Origin of the sequence: Asaia sp. VD9 (genome assembly GCF_037150015.1) — a bacterium.
In the GTDB taxonomy this organism is placed as follows: domain Bacteria; phylum Pseudomonadota; class Alphaproteobacteria; order Acetobacterales; family Acetobacteraceae; genus Asaia.
In genome coordinates this window covers 302,384-321,083 of sequence record NZ_JBBCQM010000001.1, presented here as the reverse complement: position 1 = coordinate 321,083, position 18,700 = coordinate 302,384, and the positions used below count along the sequence as shown (strand labels likewise).

The window sequence follows — 18,700 nt, the reverse complement described above, 5'->3', positions numbered from 1 at the left end:
CAGCGACCCGTTCTAGCGGGTGTGTTCATGAATCCTGTCATCAACGGATCGTGAGGCGAGTGACTGATCTGCAAGGAAAATTACCGGATCGTCACAGTGCACTCAGGCGCTGCAACCGGCTTCGACCAAAACGTCACGCACCGTGTCCATTTCAACATCGCGGGTCGTGAAGGCGCGTCCGATCCCGTGCATCAGAACGAAGGAAAGGCGGCCATCCTGGACCTTTTTGTCGCGGGCCATGGAGCGGATGAGTTCCGACGCGCTCAGGGTCTCGTCGAACCAGTCGAGTCCGGCTGGCATGCTCAGCCCGCGCAGATGACGATCAAGGCGCTGCAGGTCGTGCTCGGGGCAATAACCAAGCCTCACCGACAGCGATGCGGCGAGATGAAGGCCGATTGACACGGCTTCTCCGTGAAGCAGACGGCCGTCATAACGGAAATGCGCCTCCAGAGCGTGGCCGAAGGAGTGGCCGAGATTGAGAAGCGCGCGCCCATTTTGTGCGGCGGTTTCCTTCTCGTCTTCCATGACCACGCGTGCCTTGAACTGACAGGCGCGATGAACCGCCTCAGCGAGGGCGGCTGGATCGCCGTCGAGAATATCGGCGCCATGCGCTTCACACCAGGCGAAGAGGGCAGGGTCGGCGATCAACCCGGCTTTGACGATTTCGGCATAACCCGCGACACGCTCGCGGCGTGTCAGCGTGGCCAGGGCGGAGCTGTCGGCCAGAACGATCTGGGGCTGATAGAACGCGCCCACCAGATTCTTCCCGGCACGGGCGTTCAGTCCTGTCTTTCCGCCCACCGAACTATCCACCTGGGAGAGCAGGGTGGTGGGAATCTGGACGAAAGGCACACCGCGCAACACGCTTGCTGCCACGAAACCGGAGAGATCCCCCACTACCCCGCCGCCCAGGCCGATGATCGCGGTGCGTCGCTCCATTCCGTGATCGAGGATGTCGTTGATCAGCGCGGCATAACGCGTGAGAGATTTGGATTCCTCGCCCACGGGTACCACGAAAGGCTCGGCGTCGAATCCTGTTTCTTCAAGGCTGGAGAGCAGGCGCGGCAGATGCAGCGCTGCCACCGTTTCATCCGTGACGATCACGACACGCTTTTGCGGCAGAATCGGCGCGAGATAGGAGCCCGCCCGACTGATCAGATCAGAGCCGATCAGGACCTCGTAATGATGCGATTCGAGAGTGACCGGCACCTTCAGAGGATGCGCATAGCTGTCGAGGGCTTCGACAATGCGTTGGGCGCCGTGATCGACGCTGTCATCTCCACAATCCACGATAATATCTGCCTCTGCATAAATAGGATGGCGCTGGGCCTGAAGCGCAGCGAGGGTCGTCTCGACGTTGCCCTTTTCCAGAAGGGGGCGGCCGGTCCGACCGGATACACGCCGGACGAGGATCGGCAACGGACAGCGCAGCCAGATCGAGCGGGCATGGGTTTTGACGAGTTTGCGCGTCTGGGCGTCGATAAAGGCACCACCACCGGTCGCAAGAACTTTGGGCCCTCCCTGGAGGAGGCGCTGAATCACCCGACGCTCGCCATCGCGAAATGCCGGCTCCCCATGGCGAGCGAAGATTTCAGCGATCGTGCACCCGGCGGCGCGCTCGATCTCGTGGTCGGCGTCGATAAAGTCGAGTCCGAGTCGTGCGGCGAGACGGCGACCGATGGTCGTTTTTCCTGCCCCCATCAGCCCCACGAGCACGATGATCCCGGGAGGGGAACCGATCGGGGAGGGGACCGATCCGGGAGCGGGATCAGGCAGGTCGGGCATCGTTTCGGATCGATCAGCAAAAAAGGTGGGGCGTGACATTCCTGCAAGGCTAACATACAGGAGAGCACCTCGCCACCGAGCAGGCTCCAGCAGGGGCGGGCTCGGGACAGGCATTTCCGTCTTCGCGCCCTTTATGAGGAGCTTTCATGTCCACGCTGAGCTTTCCCAGGATCGCCCTGGCACTTCTCGTCCTGATCGTGCTGGGCCTTGGAGGGGTATTTCTCAAGCTGGGCATGAATCCGCCTCTGCCTGTGCAGACCATCGTGCACAAGGATCTGCCGGGAACGCAGTTTGCTGCCTCCACCCAGGCGCAAGCGCTCCCCGCCATGCCAGTTCCGGCCGCACAGGGGCCGATCAATACGGGGCAGCCCGCCCAGGCTCTGCCCACCATGCCTGAGCCCAAGGCCTCTCCGACGCTTCAGCACTAAGGTGATGAAGGAAGGTACCCTGCCGCCTGCAGCAGAGGCCTTTCTCGAAATGCTGGCGGCGGAGCGTAATGCTGCGCCGCGCACGCGTCAGGCCTATGCGGCCGATCTCACCGACTTCATCGCTTTTCTGACACGGTCCTGCGCGAGGGCGCCCGTTGCCCTGCTGGACGCCACTCAGGCAGAAATTTCGGCCTATAGCGTTTCCGGTGCCCAGTCCGGCCTTGCCTCGAGCAGCGCGGCACGACGCTTGTCCTGCCTGCGTCAATTCTACCGCTTCGCCCAGCGGGAAAACTGGTGCCCCAGAGATCCGACAGAGGGAGTCGGGATGCCGCGTCTCGACAAGCCTCTTCCCAAATTGCTCTCTGAGGCGCAGATCGAAGCGCTGCTCGATCAGGGATGCCGTGGCCATGACGACCCACGGCGTGATCTGGTCAGTCGGGCCGCGCTTGAATTGCTCTATACAACAGGGCTGCGCATTTCCGAGTTGCTGTCGCTGCCGGGACGGGTGTTCCAGAATGACGCATCCATGGTGCTGATCAGAGGCAAGGGAGGGCGGGAGCGCCTTATCCCGATCTCGCACGCAGCGCGTGAAGCTGCACGCGCGCTCCTGCATCATGACCGTGATATCGACAGCCCCTATCTGTTTCCCGGCCGCAACCCGCATAAACCGCTCACCCGACAGGGATTCGACAAGATCCTGTTCCATGCAGCGCTACGAGCTGGCCTCGATCCCGACCAGATCTCGCCCCATGTGCTCAGGCATTCCTTTGCAACGCATCTTCTCGAGCGCGGGGCGGATCTGCGCGCCTTGCAGATGCTGCTCGGCCACGCCGATATCGCCACCACCCAGATCTATACCCATGTGATGCAGGAGCGATTGCGCCAGGTGCTTGCCCAGCATCATCCGCTTTCGGACGATGCAGGATCATGACGCAATGGATTGTTGTCGCACTGGAACCCGTGCTATCGGCGGGTCATGCGTCAGTATCTCGATTTCGAAAAGCCGGTTGCCGAGCTTGAAAACAAGATTGCCGAACTTCGCCAGATGGCCAAGGACGGCGAAGGCATCAACATTGCCGACGAAATCGGCAAGCTCTCCGACAAGGCGGAAAAGCAGCTCCGAGCCGCTTACACCAAGCTGACGCCCTGGCAGAAGGTCATGGTGGCGCGCCACGCCCAGCGTCCGCGCGCCCTCGATTATTTCCGGGGCCTGCTTGAGGACTATACGCCGCTCGCAGGTGATCGCCTCGGCCATGATGACCAGGCGATTGTCGGGGGTCTTGCCCGCTTCCGCGGTCAGGCGGTGATGGTGATTGGCACTGAGCGCGGTTTCGACATGGAGTCGCGCCTGCGCCATAATTTCGGCATGCCGAAGCCGGAAGGCTATCGCAAGGCCCAGCGTCTTGTTGAAATGGCAGGGCGTTTTGGTCTGCCTATCCTGACGTTCATTGATACCTCGGGCGCCTGGCCTGGTATCGATGCTGAGGAGCGTGGACAGGCTCAGGCCATCGCGCGTTCGACCGATTGCTGCCTGCGTGCACCCGTACCGCTGGTGGCCATCATTATCGGCGAAGGCGGCTCCGGCGGCGCTGTTGCGCTTGGCGCGGGCGATCGCGTGCTCATGCTTGAGCATTCGATTTACTCCGTCATTGCGCCGGAGGGCGCTGCCTCCATCCTGTGGCGCGATCCCAAGCAGGCGCCGACTGCGGCTGAGGCTCTCAAGCTGACGGCGCAGGATCTGTTGAAGCTGCGTCTGATCGACCGGATCATTCCTGAGCCGATCGGTGGAGCACAGCGTTTCCCGGATGAGGCGATTGCCGCAGTAGGCGATGCCATCGGGGATGTACTGGCCGAGCTGATTCCGTTCGAGGGCGAGGCCCTGGTGGCGAAGCGCCGTGAGAAGTTCCTCGCCATGGGTCGCGACGCTTTGTGAGTCATAGAGCGGGGTAAGCCGGCTTCTCGCCATGCTTGCCTCTCCCCTTGATGAGCTGGCAAAAATCGCCCGGTCAGCAGACCGGGCTTTTTTTTGCCGCCTTCGGGGAAATCAGACGGCGCTTTTATCTCTCGCTGTCAGGGAGCGGGCTCGCCCGAAAGCGGTGTCTCGCCGAGCGATTCGATCAGACTTCTTATCCGTTCACCCGCCTTGGTCACACTGGCTTCATCATAGCCTTTGGCGACCAGTGAGACGCCTTTTCGCCCGTCCTCTCGCTCGAACGGGTAGGAACCCAGATCGAGCAGGGGAAAGTCGTTCTGGATCTCCTCCAGCCCTTCTGCCAGTGTCCCCTCACGCAAATCGGCATGCCACGCGACAGAGCGGAGCGGTGCCCCGCCCTCAAGCCCGGGCAGGAGCGCCGTGAACATGGACTGCATGATGGAGGGCACGCCTGCCATCACATGCACATTGGCGATCGTGAAACCCGGCGCGATGGACACGCTGTTTGCGATTGGAATAGCCCCGCGCGGCAACCAGGCCATGCGCTGACGGGCCTTGTTGAATTTCTCCTTGCCCAGGTACGCCTCCAGCTTGCGATAGCTCTCCTCATGGATTTCGAGTGGCACCCCTACGGCCTCGGCTACGCAGCCTGCCGTGATGTCGTCATGGGTGGGGCCAATCCCGCCCGTGGTGAAAACATGATCGAACTGGGCGCGGCAGGTCGCGACCGTTTCGACAATCCGTTGAGCCTTGTCAGGAATGACTCGCACTTCTTCAAGGGCAATTCCCGCCTGAGCGAGGCCGGTCGCAATGAAGCGTATATTGGCATCCTGGGTCCGGCCGGAGAGGATTTCATTCCCGATGATCAGGAGGCAGGCTGTTGGCGTCATGAAAGGCTCGCTCTAACTCTGAAGACCTTGAAATACCGTCAACCATACCGGGTCCGCATGCGTTACGCCCGCATGGTTTTGATGACTTTTTCGCAGGAGTAGAGAAATGGCTGAACAGATTAGCGACACCTGCGCTTCATGCGCGTATGATGTCCGCGCCGAGCTCGGTGAGGGGCCAGTCTGGATCTCCAGCGAAAACGCTGTCTATTTCGTCGATATCAACGGGCAGAAAGTCCATAGGTTCACCCCTTCTTTGGGCGAAGCCTGTCACTGGGCGGCGCCGGGAAAGGTGGCGTTTCTCATGCCGGTCGAGGATGGCAGCTTTCTGGCCGGGCTGCCGGATGGGCTCTACCGGTTCGATCCGACCGATGGGAGCTTTGCGAAACTGGTCGATGTCGAGAGTGACCTACCTGGTAACCGGCTTAATGATGCCTGCGTCGATCTGCATGGCCGTGGCTGGTTCGGGACAATGGATGATTCCGAGGAGGCACCGAGCGGGTCGCTCTATAGCATCACTCATACGGCCCAGGGATTCGAGCTCAGGCGCCATGATACGGGGTACACCGTGGCAAATGGTCCCGCCGTCTCTCCGGACGGAAAACTGCTCTATGCGTGCGATACGCCCAGCGGCAATATCTATCAGTTCGACATCACCTCTGAGGGGAACCTGGAGAACAAGCGTGTTTTCGTGCACCTCCCGGAGGAGAAGGGCTATCCCGATGGCGTGGTCACCGATTGCGAAGGGAATGTCTGGGCTTCTACCTGGAATGGCGGGCATGTCCGCTGCTTCACTCCGGAGGGAACCGAGCGTGTCTCGATACGTGTCCCGGCGACAAACATCACCAAGGTCTGTTTCGGCGGGGACGATCGCAAGACGGCCTACGTAACGAGCGCACGCCAAGGTGTCTCGGAGGAAATATTGCTGCGTGAGCCGCAATCAGGCAGCCTCTTCACTTTCCGTGCCGACAAGGCCGGACTCCCCCAGCATCCCCTGGTCCTCGCGCCTGCCGAGCCGAATTGAGAACAATGGGCCGGGGCCGGATAGTTTCCACTATCCGGCCATGAGCTCCCGGATCAGCGGTATAAGCGGCCGGTCCGGCGCGGGCATCGGATAGTCGCTGAGACGGTCGGCGCTCACCCACGCCAGTTCCTGCCCTTCGCGGGGAACTGGCGTGTTGCGCCAGCGTCGGCACAGATAGAGCGGCATCACCAGATGACGCGCTCCGATATTCTCGGACACGAAAGTAAAAGGGGCGAGGCACCCTGCCGAGATGTCGATCCCAAGCTCTTCATCGAGCTCCCGGATCAGCGCCTGCTCGGGTGATTCGTGTGGCTCGACTTTACCGCCCGGGAATTCCCAAAGGCCAGCTAGGGGTTTGCCTGGAGGACGTCTGGCGAGGAGAATCTGACCCATGTTGTCGACCAGGATGCCTGCCACGACGAGAAGGATGCGCGCGGCGGGCTGACTCGCGTCTGACAAGCCGGGTTGGGTGACACGATTCATGGCATAGGTCAGAACAGGTTGCGGCTCAGGGCCACGGGAAAGGAACGGCACACGCGACGTGCCGGACTGGCCGAATCCCAGCCGGGTGAGCAAGGCGATCGATGGCTGATTATCCTCCGCCACATCGGCAATGATCGAGGCGATGGGCAGGGTCGCAAATGCCCAGTCGATAACGGGACGTACGCAGATTGTAGCAACGCCCTTACGCCAGTAGGCCCGCCCCACCCAGTAGCCGATCTTCGCTGCCTGTCCGGGATGACCGAGGGACAATCCGATGCAGCCAATCAGGTTCTCCCCGTCACAGATGGCGAAATGCCAGGCCTGGCCTGCGCTCTGACGTTCGATCGTGCTCGTGATCCACTGATCAGCCAGTTCCCGCGGATAGGGGAAAGGCAGGTGACTGAGCATACGCACAACGCTCCAGTCATTGACAAGGCGGTGCACGGCGGCACCGTCCGATGTCTGGAGCGGTCTCAGCGTATAGGGCGATACGTCGAGCGACAGATTCATTCAGCAGGCGCGGTGGGCTGGATGCCAGCGCGACGCAGCAGATCACGCAGCGCGTTGATGACCGGGAAGACCTCCTGATTCCGGTCACCGCCAAGCTCGCGCCAGGCGCTCTGCTCGAGTTCGACGATCTCGCGATCCTCGGCAAAGATACGATTGGTGAAGCCGACAAGAAGAGGCCAGGCCAGTTCGAGCGCGCCCTTGAGCTTGGGACGCCGAATCGAGAGCAGGCCGAAAACCCGGCAGGTCAGATGATCTTCATCCTGCGGGACATAGACGATCCACAGATCCATGACCGGGGGTTCATCCCCTGTGCGGATGCGCAACGTCTGATACGGATACTCCGTGCGGATCGTCATCACATCGCGATGGGCATATTTCGCGCTTGCATCACGGCGCTCGCCGAAGATCAGGGTTTCACCCCAGGGCTGTTTGCCCCCCACGCGGGCAAAGCTGTAGCGCGCCTCCACCATGCGGGGCTCGTTCTCGCCTCCCAGATAGCGCGGCTTCATCTTGCCCATCTGCTTCGAGTGCATGAACTGATGATTCATATCCATCAGGTTCTCATGCATGAAGCTGTAATGGCAGTTCACATGCTCGCCGAAACGGCGTGTCTTGTAGGCGGGGTCTGCTACCGATCCTAGGCGGGGAAAGGGGACGGTCTCGGCTTTTGCGGGATCACCGGGGAATACGAAGATCAGTCCGTCGACCTCACGGCATGGATAGGTGCGTACCCCGTTGGGGAGCTTGCCCTTGCCAAGATAAGGCACGTCGATGCAACGCCCCGAGCGCCCATAGGCCCAGCCATGATAGCAGCACTGGACGGCCTCGCCCTCGACACGACCCTTGCTCAGCGGCACCTGTCTGTGAGCGCAGCGATCCTCCAGAGCAAATACGCTCCCCTCCTGCGGGCGGACCAGCGCAATGGGCTGCCCGGCAAAACGGGTGCCGATGGTCTTGCCCTTCTTGAGCTCATGGGACCAGGCGACAGGGTACCAGTAATCGGGATCGCATTTAACGCGGCGCAGATCCACAGCGTCCTTGCCCAGTCTCATGGCGTCGGAGCAGCGTCGTTCGGCCATTATGGTCGCTTCGTTGTCGGTAAGTAGGCTTTCCGTCATGGGTATCCTGTCGTGACCTCCTGCGAGCCGGACTCCGTCTGGAACATGGGCCCTTGGAACGTGCATGGTGATGCGCCAGCAAACGATAGCAGGCTTGATGCGCATGGGAACAGCGGCATTCGTCAGGACTGCCCATCCTGCCTAGCACAGTGAAATAAAGCTGCGCTGGAAACTGTTCCACGAAAGGATCTTGCGCTTGAGGTCATTTTTGCTTGCGTCTTATGCAACAAACTGTGTATTTTTTGCCTCAGTCGAACCGCTTCCGAAAGAAAATTCCCTTTCGATGTTGTAACGATTTCAGAACGCTGACTAGACTGTCTCTTGTTAATTCCCACGGAGAGACAGCTCGAACGATGTTCACAAAACGAAGAATTCTGACCGCAGCGACCCTTCTCTCCCTGCCTTTCGGGTTCAGTCTGGCCCAGGCGGCCACGCAACAGGCCGATCAGACACAGCCAAAGACGAAAAAGGCGGGCGCGGTCCATCACCGGACATCGATTGGTTCAGATCAGCCTCTGCATTCCGTCCCCAAGATCCGTACGCGCAAGGCTCGCGATGCGAGCGGTGATAGCGGGGAATCGGTCATCGTGACCGGTACGCATGCGTTCAACCGGAAGGCACGGGACAGTGCCGTGCCTGTCACCGTTGTTTCCGCAGCGACACTGCGTCGTTCTGGCCAGCTCAATCTCGCAGACGCCATCACCCGCGTTGATCCGTCGATCACGGTGACGGCCAATGGTGCCGATGCTGGTGCATTGACCTCCGCGATCCGTATGCGCGGCCTGAACCCGAACGAGGTGCTGGTTTTGGTCGATGGCAAGCGTCGCAACACGACCGCCAATATCTACGCCGATAACGGCCCGCAGCAGGGTTCGACGCCCGTCGATCTGAACATGATCCCGGCCGGCGCGATCGATCATATCGAGATCCTGCGTGACGGCGCTGCTGCGCTCTACGGATCAGATGCCATTGCAGGCGTGGTGAACATCATCACGAAAAAAACCAGCCATGGAATCAACACGGTCGCCCAGACCGGCGCCAATGCTTATAACGGTGATGGCTGGCAGTATCTGATCGGGGCCGATGGCGGTCTGAAATGGGGCAATGACGGCTTTGTCCATCTGAGCGGTCAGGTCTATCACACCGATCACTGGGTCTCGAACCTCAAGAGCACCAACGATCATCGCTGGACCCCTACCTCGAGCTGGCCCGCAAATTCGAACAAGATCCTCTCCAACCCCGAGGAGACCCGCGAAAATCTCTCCATCGAATGGGGTAAGGGAATCACCGAAGGTATCGAGACCTACGGTCTGATCACCTATGCCCATCGTCATTCCGAGGCGTATGAAAACTATCGTGTGCCCACCGTGGCGCCGAGCGCGTTTCCCTATGGCTTCTCGCCGCTCGAAACCATCGAGGAAAATGACTTCCAGGCCAATCTGGGCATCAAGGGCGATAATCTGTTCGGTTTCAGCTGGGATCTGAGCACGCTTTACGGGCAGGACGACGACGATATCGGGAACAAGAATACGTTCAACCCGAATTACTACAAGGCCTATGGGTTCTCCCCGACCACGGTGCGCGCCCAGAGCTATTCTCTTGCTCAGTGGACCAGCAATTTCGACGCGCGACGCAATTTCCGCATTGCCGACGTTGTGCCGATGACGCTGGCGTTCGGCGCCGAGCATCGTCTCGAGATGTACACAATCAAGGCGGGCGAACCAGCGTCATATGAACTTGGCGGCACACAGGGCTTTGCCGGTCTGACGCCGCAGAACGCGGGCAAGTGGCAGCGCAATATCTGGGCTGGGTATCTGGATGGCGACTTCCATCCGCTGCCGCATTGGGACCTCGATTTTGCCGGGCGATTCGAACATTACACCGACATGGGTAATACCGAGAACGGCAAGGTTACCACGCGCTATGACATCACGAGCAAGCTGGCCGTGCGCGGCACGATCAGCAATGGTTTCCGTGCGCCGACCATGCCTGAGCAATATTACTCGGCGCTCAACGTGTCGCCAACCGGTGCGTCGGGCCTTCTTCAGACCGTTGGCGCTGCAGGCCAGTCAATCGGTGCGCAGCGCCTGAAGCCCGAGAGATCGACCAGTGCGGAAGGTGGCATTATCGCTGAGCCGCTGAAGGACTGGCATGTTTCTGTGGATGTCTATCAGATCAACATCCGTGATCGTATCATCGGCTCGGCTAACGTTAATGGTCAGACAGCGCTGGACGCGATCTCACTGACAGGCGTGAGCATTCCGAGCGGGATCGCGGATCTGAGCAATGTGACGGCCAACTACTTCGCTAACGTGGCCAGCACGCGTACGCAGGGTCTTGATCTGCAGTCCGATTATCTTCTGCATCTTCACCGCTACGGCACGCTCAACCTGAGCGCGATGCTCAACCTCAACCGGACCCGCATCAGTCACATCAACACCAATGCCTTCGGCGACCCTGCGGCCAATGCCCAGACGGTGGGCTACCTCACCACGGGCTCACCGCGCAGCAAGCTGATCCTGAATGCGTACTGGACCTACCATCAGTGGGATGTGAACCTGCGTCAGACCCGCTATGGCGAGACGAAGTCTCTGCTGACCTATGAGGATCTGGCTCCGAGCGCGATCAAGTACTCCAACACCGAATGGGCCGAATTCAAGAACACCCCGGCCTGGCTGACGGATATCGAAGTCGGATATCGCTTCACCGAGCATTGGCACTTCGCCATCGGCGCGAACAACATCTTCAACCAGCGTCCGCGCCACGTGAACCCGATCACCAACTATCTGGGTCCGAAGATCTACGACACCGACTCGTCGGGTGTTCCGATCTACGGTGCGTATTACTACGGTCGTCTGAACGCCACGTTCTGATCTGCGGCAGCCCCACGGGATCGACAGATCCGTCCTGTAGGTGTCACCGTCGACTCTCTCACTTTCCAACCGGGCTGGCGCTGTGCCAGTCCGGTTTTTATTTGCGGTTGATGCTGTCAGGCGAGCGTTGCGCTCAGATGATCGATGAACTGGGCAGCGACGCGTCCGGAGCGTCCGCCGCGCTCCATGGCCCATTCCAGCGCGTGACGGTGTAGGCTCTCTCTGGGGATATCGAGCCTGCGGTCGGCGGCGTAACCATCGACGATGGCAAGGTAGGTTTCCTGATTGCAGCCATGGACGCCGATCCAGAGCCCGAAACGGTCGGAGAGGGAAACTTTCTCCTCCACCGCTTCCTGGGGATTGATGGCACTGCCGCTCTCATTCTCCATCATGTCGCGCGGCATGAGATGGCGGCGGTTCGAGGTGGCGTAGAACAGGACGTTTTCGGGGCGCCCCATGATGCCGCCATCGAGGACAGATTTGAGCGATTTGTAATCGGCATCCTGGGTCTCGAATGAGAGATCGTCGCAGAACACGATGCAGCGCCGGGGCTGCGCGCGCAGCATGTCCAAAAGGCGCGGAAGCGTGGACAGATCGTCGCGCTGGATCTCGATCAGAACCAGCGCGTGGGGGTGGGCGCGATTGGCCTCGGCAAAGCAGGCCTTGACCAGCGAAGACTTGCCCATGCCCCGCGCGCCCCAGAGCATGACATTGTTACCGCTGCGGCCAGCAGCGAAATGACGCGTATTTTCGAGCACGAGACGCGCTTGGCGATCGATACCACGCAACAAGGACAGGTTGACCCCTTGTACCTTTTCAACGCCGCGCAAGCTTGCCGAGGCACCCTGCCAGAGAAATGCGTCATGGCTTTCCAGGCTGGCCGGGATGGCCGGGGCGGGAGCAAGGCGCTCGAGGGCGCAGACAATACGATCGAGTTTTTCGAGAAAAGTGGCGTCCATGGATTTGTCCCTTGCTCTGTGGCTGTGCTTGACGTGCGGGCGCGACCAATTATGGTCCGGGGCCATTCCGGCAGGCTTTCGGGCGCGTCCGGTCCCTGATCCTTCGACATATGGAAGAAACGCATGCTCGCCAACAGCGGGATTATCTCATTCCTCCCGATGATCCTCGTGTTCGTCGTTTTCTATTTCGTGCTCATTCGTCCGCAGCAGGCGCGCCAGAAGGAGCTCAAGGCGCAGCTCAATGCCCTGCGTCGCGGTGATCGTATTGTGACCAGTGGCGGTATCATTGGCGTTGTTCAGCTTGCGCGCGACGGCAGCAAGGAGATCGAAGTCGAGATCGCTCCCGGTGTGAAGATCCAGCTTATGCGCGAGAACGTGTCGCAGGTTCTCACCAGCACGGCGAAGCCAGCCAATGATGGCGGCAAGGCTGCCAAATAAGGCGCGACCCTCGGGTGCGTAAAAAAGGCCGGCTCCCGTTTGGGGCCGGCCTTTTTCATGCGCTGTGGCCACGCCGGGCCAGGCGCCCGGCGCGATAGCTGGCGATCAGGCGGAAAGCAGCTCTGCTTCGGCAAACTCGTAATTGGCGAGCTTGTCGAGGTAGTTCGTGATGTAGTCCGGACGACGATTGCGGAAGTCCAGGTAATAGGCGTGCTCCCACACGTCCAGACCCAGCAGGGCGCGGCCCTGGCCTTCGGCCAGCGGGTTCGAGCCATTGGCCGTCTTGGTTACGGCGAGCTTGCCGTCGGATCCCAGAACGAGCCAGGCCCAGCCGGAGCCGAACTGCGAAATCGCGGCCTGTTTGAAGGCCGCCTTGAATGCGTCGAGGCCACCCAGATCTGACTCGATCTTGGCTGCCAGCTTCGAAGGGACCTGGCCACCGGTCGGAGAGAGGTTCTTCCAGAACAGGATATGGTTCCAGTGCTGGCCCGCATTGTTGAAGACCGGAGCCGAGGCAGCGTCACCCTTCACGGCAAGAATGATGTCTTCAAGGCTCTTGCCCTGGAGTTCCGGCTTGGCTTCGACAAAGCCATTCAGCGCCGTCACATAAGCCTGATGATGCTTGCCGTGATGCAGCTCAAGGGTTTCCTGGCACATGCCGGAGGCGGCAAGGGCGCTGGACTGATAGGGGAGGGACGGCAGTTCGAAAGCCATGATCACGTCTCCTGGACAAACATGGTGGGGACAAAGCGGGGCTGCTTGGTCACCCAAGGCAGCTATGGTGCCGGGCAGGTTTCGTCAACCCGCCGTAACGGAAAGGATGATCACGCCTCGTTGGCAGGCTCTCGCTGTTGCACGATGCTCTTCTCGATCGCGCCGAACAGGGCGGAATAATCATCATTGGGATGGCGCTTGCTCGACAGGGCCAATGCCTGATCGGCAATCGCAATCGACGGGCAGAAACTATGGGTGCTGCGCGCCGCCGAAACGAGCAGGCCCATATCCTTGGACATGAGGCGCGTCGGGAATTGTGGCGCAAAATCGCCATGTTCCGCGCAGCCGAGCTTGCGTTTGTGGTGGGGCGAAATCACGGCGACCTGACCGAGTGCTTGGTAGAGCATGCTCCGGTCCAGCCCACTTGAGAGGCCATAGCCTACCGCCTCGGCGATCACGTTGAGCGTTGCCCCCATGATCCCGTTGATCACCAGTTTGAGCCGTGTCCCGGCCCCGACGTCTCCAGCATGAATGGTCAGTTTGCCGATGGCGCTCAGCACGGGACGCGCCGCCTCGAGGTCGTCATGCGAGGCGCCGACAAGCATTACCAACTCGCCTTTTTCGGCCTCGGGCGTGCTGCCTGACATGGGGGCATCGACGAAACGGCCGCCATGATGACGGACGAGGCTGGCCAGACGTTCGGTCGCTTCCGGCGAGATGGTGCTGGTATTGAGTATCAGCGTATCGGGGCGCAGCCCGCTCAGAAATCCCTTCTCCCCCTCGGCGGACGCGAAGACCGCTGAATCATTGGGCACACAAAGGATGAGGATGTCAGACGTTCTGGCCAGTTCGGTTGCGGACTGGATGACCGGGGTCTGGGCGTCCTGTTGGCGACCGGAGGGTGTGTAGGCCTGAACTTGGTAGCCTGCCTTGCGCAAATTAGCACCCATCAGCGCGCCCATGGCGCCATAGCCGACAAAACCGATTGTCTTGTTTTCCTGGGGTGTCATCGATCTTCGCTCCCATTGTCTTCGCAAGATGCGATCTAAATGCGAGCAGCGGGCATCGGTTGCGCTGCGCCCGAGGTCGAGTGTCGCACCTGACAGCCGTGGTTCTGCAGCGTGCGCTCGATTTGTGTCAATCCATGACAAGGGCGCGGCCCAGCGATAGCGCGCACAAAAGCGTCAGTGTCGGGGGATGACGGGGCGATTGGAAGCGACCGACAGCCCGATGGTTTGCCCGGAGTAGGGCGCTGGATGCGGAGTGCGGGGCGGTTACGACAGCCGCTTTGTGGCCAGGGAAGGAGCGGGCGCGATGGTCGGGAGCGAAATTGATGTGTTTGCGCCCGACCTGCCCCTGGCGGGGGACGATGTCAGATATCGTCATCCCCGTCGAGATCGACATCGGCGGGATGGCGGATCGGGGTAGAGCGGCTTCTAGAAGGCGCATCTGACTGACGTCGTGTGAACTCCGCAGCGATCTCTCCCAATTCCACGAAATGATCGACCTGGCGCCTGAGATCATCACCAATCAGAGCTGGTGAAGCGCGAAGAGATGAAACCGCCGTCACACGCACGCCACGTCGCTGGATGGCCTCGACGGCGCGACGAAGGTCGGAGTCGCCGCTGAAGATGACAGCATGATCGATATGCTCGGCGAGCTCCATGAGGTCGACGGCGAGTTCGACATCCATATTACCCTTCAGCCGCCTGCGCCCCGAGTGGTCGGTGAACTCGCGAGCCGCTTTGCTTACGAGTCTGTATCCGTTGTAAGCCAGCCAGTCAGTCAGGGGCTTCAGAGGAGAGTATTCTTCCGTCTCAGGTATTGCGGCATAATAATAAGCGCGCAATAGATTCGTGTTGGTTCGAAAGTATTTCAGAAGCCTTCGGTAGTCTACCTCAAATCCAACCGATTTCGAGGTGTAATACAGGCTAGACCCATCTATGAAGACAGCAGTTCTGTCGCTTTTCTCAAACATATCGTATCCGATTGGTAGTTTTGCAACACACTGCAGTTGAGGGCGCGGTACAGGCGTGCTCCGCGCTCCTCCCATAATATACGCTATATTAACGTTTTGCAGAATGCGGAAATATATAAGCCTCGAAATTAATCAATATAGTGTTGCGATAATCTGTACCCTGTCGGTCAAGAAAGGGAGTTCTGTGATGGCGCCGCCACAGGCAGGGTCTGGTTCCTCATCCATGTTCCTTGTTTGCTCGGTGGGAGCCGCTATGCTAACAAGAAGAATTCACATAGATCTGCGCAATTGGGTGGGATGAGGTAATGGCACGTGTAACCGTTGAAGACTGCATCGAGAAGGTCCCCAACCGCTTCGAGCTGGTTCTTCTTGCAGCGCAGCGCGCCCGTGGTCTTTCGCGTGGCGAGGAGATGACGATCGACCGCGACAACGACAAGAATCCCGTTGTCGCCTTGCGTGAGATCGCAGACGAGAAGGTCAATCTCGGCGCGCTGAAGGACGGTATCGTGCGCTCCCTGGCCCGCGCCCCGGAACCCGAGCCCGTAGATGAGGAAGTGATGGATCTGATTCCGACCGATCAGAACATTTTCGGTCTTCAGGATGTGTCTTCTGAGGAAGAGCATGCTCATATGGCCGAAACCATGTCGCCGGCCGAGCTCGAGGCATCGTTCGAGGCGGAATTTGGGGGGCGTGGCCGCCGTTGATCCATGATGGGGGCCGGAGAATGAATCCGGGCCTCTCATGTTGAAATTCTGACCTATCTGGCATTATCGGGAGAGAAGTTTGTATGTCTGACGTGCTTCTTCCCGGTGCCGAAATGGCGGCGTCAATGCCGTCGATCAGCGGGTTGCTGAGGCGGATCGCGAGTTATGATCCGTCAGCCGATCTTACCCGCATCGAAGAGGCTTACGCCGTCGCCGAAAAGGCGCATCGCGAGCAAAAGCGCGACAACGGCGAGCCCTATATCATCCACCCCATAGCGGTCGCGAATATTCTGGCTGGCTTTCGTATGGATGTGCCCTCCATCATGGTGGGGCTGCTACACGACACTGTCGAGGATACGGGAATTACCCCGGCGTTTCTGAAGGACCGCTTCGGTGAGACGGTAGCCAGTCTGGTCGATGGGGTGACGAAGCTGACGCGTCTGGAACTCCAGTCCGACCGGACCAAGCAGGCGGAGAATTTCCGCAAGCTGGTCCTGGCGATGTCGCGCGACATCCGCGTGCTGATCGTCAAGCTGGCAGATCGCCTGCATAACATGCGCACCCTGCATTATGTGCAGCGCCAGGACCGTCGCCTGCGCATTGCGCGCGAAACCATGGATATCTATGCGCCGCTTGCCGAGCGTATCGGCATGGATCGCGTCAAGACGGAGCTGCAGAATCTCTCCTTCGAGCAGCTTGAGCCTGAGGCCGACGCCACGATCCGGGCGCGCCTGAACTTCCTGCGTGGGCATGGCGCGGATATCATCGAGCAGATCCGGCGCGAATTGAAGGAGCTCTGCGCCGAGGTCGGTCTGCCGCAGGTTGACGTGACCGGGCGCGAGAAGTCGCCCTTTTCGATCTGGGCCAAGATGCAAAAGCGCAATGTCGCTTTCGAGCAGCTCTCTGACATCATGGCATTCCGAGTGATCGTGCCGAGCCGGGATGCCTGTTACGCGGCGCTCGGGGCCATCCACGGCGCCTATCCCATGATCGCCGGGCGCTTCAAGGACTATATTTCGACGCCCAAGGCCAACGGGTATCAGAGTCTGCATACGGGTGTGACGCTGCGTCAGCCGCGAAACCAGAAGATCGAAATTCAGATACGCACAGCCGACATGCACGACTTCGCCGAGAACGGCGTGGCGGCTCACTGGGCGTATAAGGAGCGTGACGAAGCGCAGGCGTCGAATACGGAAGTTGCCGCGCTTGGGCTGAACAAGCTGCGCTGGGTTCAGGATCTGCTCGAGATTCTCGAAGACTCCGAGGCGCCTGACGAATTCCTCGAAAACACGAAGCTCGAGCTTTATCAGGACCAGGTCTTCTGCTTCACCCCGAAGGGGCAGCTCATCTCTTTGCCGCGCAGGGCGACACCCGTTGATTTTGCCTATGCTGTGCATAGTCAGGTGGGCGATTCCTGCGTTGGGGCCAAGATCAACGGCCGACTGATGCCTCTGCGCCATGAGCTGCAGAACGGTGATCAGGTCGAGATCATGACGGCACGTGGAGGTACGCCCTCTGCGTCATGGGAGCGTTTCGTCGTCACGGGCAAGGCGCGGGCGCGTATCCGGCGGCACGTGGCGTTGCAGCAGCGTCAGGTCAATCTCGATACCGGACGCACGGCGCTCGCCAAGGCTTTCCGTCAGGAGGGTGTCGATGGCAGCGAAAAAATACTCGAGACCTTGCTGCGCGACCTGCGTCAGGCGAGCATCGACGATCTTTACGTGGCTGTGGGCAATGGTCAGCTTGGCCCGAAGGATGTGGTCAATGCGGCCTATCCCGAGCTCCGTCAGAGCCATCGTGCGCCCCGTATGGTGCCGGGGCTTTCCGGGCGCCTTGGGGGGGGGCTGGGCGCTGCACCGCGCTATGGCGCCAAAAGCGGCTCGATCATCAACGGGATCGGTTCAGGCATCGCGACCCACTTTGCCGGGTGCTGTCACCCGCTGCCCGGTGACCCGATCGTGGGTATCATCGCACAGGGCAAGGGCGTGACCATCCACCAGCGTAGTTGCCAGAATCTGAGCGGTTTCTCCTCCACGCCGGAGCGTTTCCTCGAAATTGACTGGGATTACGAGGCATTGGCGCAGGGCGAGCGGGGCGCGCCTCATATCGGGCGTGTCAGTGTCATCGCTGCGAATGAGTCTGCGGTGCTCACCACCCTCACCAATACGGCATCGAAACATAATGGCAGTGTCGTAAACCTGCGTATTCTCAATCGTCAGCTTGATTTCATGGAAATCCTGGTCGATCTCGAGGTGCGTGACGTACGTCACCTCTCAGCCATGATCGCGGCCCTGCGTTCGGCGCAGGGGGTCATGCAGGTCGAGCGCGCACGGAACTGAGTGGCGTCGTGATCAGAGGAATAGGTACGGATCTATGCGACATGCGTCGCATTGCGCGTGCGGTTGAACGCTCGGGTGACCGGTTTCTCGAGCGCAGTTTCAGTCCTCATGAGATTGCTTATGCCAATACCCGCACCGGCGAGGGGCGGATCGGTGTCCTGGCCAAGCGCTGGGCGGCAAAAGAGGCCTGCGTCAAGGCGCTCGGCTGTGGGTTCAGGGACGGGATCCATCTTATCGATATCGAGGTTCGTAACGACGCGCTCGGCAAGCCCATGCTCATCCTTGCGGGGCTCGCTGCCGAGCGCCTCGCCGCCATGGCGTTGCCGGGTCAGGCGGCGGATATACAGTTGAGTCTGAGCGACGAGCCGCCTTATGCAATGGCCTATGTGATCATACAGTCGCTTTGACACGGCGCAGGATGCCGATTGCCTGCATCTCATGCCCTGTGCGCCCGTCCCGCCTTGCCAGATTCTCCGTCATGGCGTCGTGATTGAGTGTCGCCAAATCCAGTATTCCTGCGCTAAGAA

General features: G+C 60.1%; 17 protein-coding genes. 9 read left to right on the top strand and 8 right to left on the bottom strand.

Annotation, left to right across the window (positions count from 1 at the left end):
- Positions 1-102: 102 nt before the first annotated feature.
- The gene (aroB, locus tag WFJ47_RS01445; RefSeq protein WP_336760395.1) at positions 103-1,785 is read right to left on the bottom strand and encodes a 3-dehydroquinate synthase; all 1,683 of its coding nucleotides are present in this window, start codon (positions 1,783-1,785) and stop codon (positions 103-105) included.
- Between the two features lie 146 nt (positions 1,786-1,931).
- On the opposite strand from aroB, the gene WFJ47_RS01440 reads away from it, so the two are divergent.
- From WFJ47_RS01440 to WFJ47_RS01430, 3 genes are read left to right on the top strand one after another with little or no spacing between them, the layout of a single operon-like run.
- Entirely contained in the window at positions 1,932-2,213 is a 282-nt protein-coding gene (locus tag WFJ47_RS01440) for a hypothetical protein (RefSeq protein WP_127101444.1), read from the top strand.
- Positions 2,214-2,217: 4 nt separating this feature from the next.
- Complete coding sequence (locus tag WFJ47_RS01435) at positions 2,218-3,144, top strand: tyrosine recombinase (RefSeq protein WP_336760393.1); 927 nt, start codon at positions 2,218-2,220, stop codon at positions 3,142-3,144.
- 45 nt (positions 3,145-3,189) lie between these two features.
- The gene (locus WFJ47_RS01430) at positions 3,190-4,146 is read left to right on the top strand and encodes an acetyl-CoA carboxylase carboxyltransferase subunit alpha (RefSeq protein ID WP_127101440.1); all 957 of its coding nucleotides are present in this window, start codon (positions 3,190-3,192) and stop codon (positions 4,144-4,146) included.
- A gap of 137 nt (positions 4,147-4,283) precedes the next feature.
- On the opposite strand, the gene WFJ47_RS01425 is transcribed toward WFJ47_RS01430, so the two are convergent.
- Entirely contained in the window at positions 4,284-5,036 is a 753-nt protein-coding gene (locus WFJ47_RS01425) for a competence/damage-inducible protein A (RefSeq protein ID WP_336760391.1), read from the bottom strand.
- 106 nt (positions 5,037-5,142) lie between these two features.
- Here WFJ47_RS01425 and WFJ47_RS01420 point away from each other — a divergent pair, with 106 nt between their 5' ends.
- Positions 5,143-6,057 (top strand): SMP-30/gluconolactonase/LRE family protein, encoded by a 915-nt coding sequence (locus WFJ47_RS01420; RefSeq protein WP_336760388.1) that lies wholly within the window; start codon positions 5,143-5,145, stop codon positions 6,055-6,057.
- A 30-nt stretch (positions 6,058-6,087) separates the two neighbouring features.
- On the opposite strand, the gene WFJ47_RS01415 is transcribed toward WFJ47_RS01420, so the two are convergent.
- Both WFJ47_RS01415 and WFJ47_RS01410 read right to left on the bottom strand, forming a co-directional pair.
- Positions 6,088-7,050, bottom strand: coding sequence for a bifunctional GNAT family N-acetyltransferase/(deoxy)nucleoside triphosphate pyrophosphohydrolase (locus WFJ47_RS01415; protein WP_336760386.1), 963 nt, complete (start codon positions 7,048-7,050; stop codon positions 6,088-6,090).
- Positions 7,047-8,129: an aromatic ring-hydroxylating dioxygenase subunit alpha gene (locus tag WFJ47_RS01410; RefSeq protein WP_336760642.1), complete on the bottom strand. Its 1,083-nt coding sequence runs from the start codon at positions 8,127-8,129 to the stop codon at positions 7,047-7,049. Before WFJ47_RS01410 ends, WFJ47_RS01415 begins: the two co-directional genes overlap by 4 nt.
- A gap of 392 nt (positions 8,130-8,521) precedes the next feature.
- Here WFJ47_RS01410 and WFJ47_RS01405 point away from each other — a divergent pair, with 392 nt between their 5' ends.
- Positions 8,522-11,041, top strand: a complete 2,520-nt coding sequence (locus WFJ47_RS01405) for a TonB-dependent receptor (protein WP_336760384.1) — start codon at positions 8,522-8,524, stop codon at positions 11,039-11,041.
- Between the two features lie 116 nt (positions 11,042-11,157).
- Here WFJ47_RS01405 and WFJ47_RS01400 read toward each other — a convergent pair whose 3' ends face one another.
- Positions 11,158-12,000, bottom strand: coding sequence for an ATP-binding protein (locus WFJ47_RS01400; protein WP_336760382.1), 843 nt, complete (start codon positions 11,998-12,000; stop codon positions 11,158-11,160).
- Positions 12,001-12,123: 123 nt separating this feature from the next.
- Here WFJ47_RS01400 and yajC point away from each other — a divergent pair, with 123 nt between their 5' ends.
- Positions 12,124-12,438: a preprotein translocase subunit YajC gene (gene yajC, locus WFJ47_RS01395; protein ID WP_336760380.1), complete on the top strand. Its 315-nt coding sequence runs from the start codon at positions 12,124-12,126 to the stop codon at positions 12,436-12,438.
- A 105-nt stretch (positions 12,439-12,543) separates the two neighbouring features.
- Here the strand turns inward: yajC and WFJ47_RS01390 are convergent, their stop codons facing one another.
- The 3 genes from WFJ47_RS01390 to WFJ47_RS01380 all read right to left on the bottom strand — a co-directional run bounded on the left by WFJ47_RS01390 (position 12,544) and on the right by WFJ47_RS01380 (position 15,130).
- Positions 12,544-13,152, bottom strand: a complete 609-nt coding sequence (locus WFJ47_RS01390; RefSeq protein ID WP_336760378.1) for a superoxide dismutase — start codon at positions 13,150-13,152, stop codon at positions 12,544-12,546.
- Positions 13,153-13,262: 110 nt separating this feature from the next.
- Positions 13,263-14,189: an NAD(P)-dependent oxidoreductase gene (locus WFJ47_RS01385; RefSeq protein ID WP_336760376.1), complete on the bottom strand. Its 927-nt coding sequence runs from the start codon at positions 14,187-14,189 to the stop codon at positions 13,263-13,265.
- A gap of 335 nt (positions 14,190-14,524) precedes the next feature.
- Positions 14,525-15,130, bottom strand: a complete 606-nt coding sequence (locus WFJ47_RS01380; RefSeq protein ID WP_336760374.1) for an NYN domain-containing protein — start codon at positions 15,128-15,130, stop codon at positions 14,525-14,527.
- Between the two features lie 305 nt (positions 15,131-15,435).
- On the opposite strand from WFJ47_RS01380, the gene rpoZ reads away from it, so the two are divergent.
- The 3 genes from rpoZ to acpS all read left to right on the top strand — a co-directional run bounded on the left by rpoZ (position 15,436) and on the right by acpS (position 18,580).
- Positions 15,436-15,834: a DNA-directed RNA polymerase subunit omega gene (gene rpoZ, locus WFJ47_RS01375; RefSeq protein ID WP_127101420.1), complete on the top strand. Its 399-nt coding sequence runs from the start codon at positions 15,436-15,438 to the stop codon at positions 15,832-15,834.
- Positions 15,835-15,917: 83 nt separating this feature from the next.
- Positions 15,918-18,173, top strand: coding sequence for a bifunctional (p)ppGpp synthetase/guanosine-3',5'-bis(diphosphate) 3'-pyrophosphohydrolase (locus tag WFJ47_RS01370; protein WP_336760371.1), 2,256 nt, complete (start codon positions 15,918-15,920; stop codon positions 18,171-18,173).
- A gap of 8 nt (positions 18,174-18,181) precedes the next feature.
- The gene (gene acpS, locus WFJ47_RS01365; protein ID WP_336760369.1) at positions 18,182-18,580 is read left to right on the top strand and encodes a holo-ACP synthase; all 399 of its coding nucleotides are present in this window, start codon (positions 18,182-18,184) and stop codon (positions 18,578-18,580) included.
- Positions 18,581-18,700: the final 120 nt, after the last annotated feature.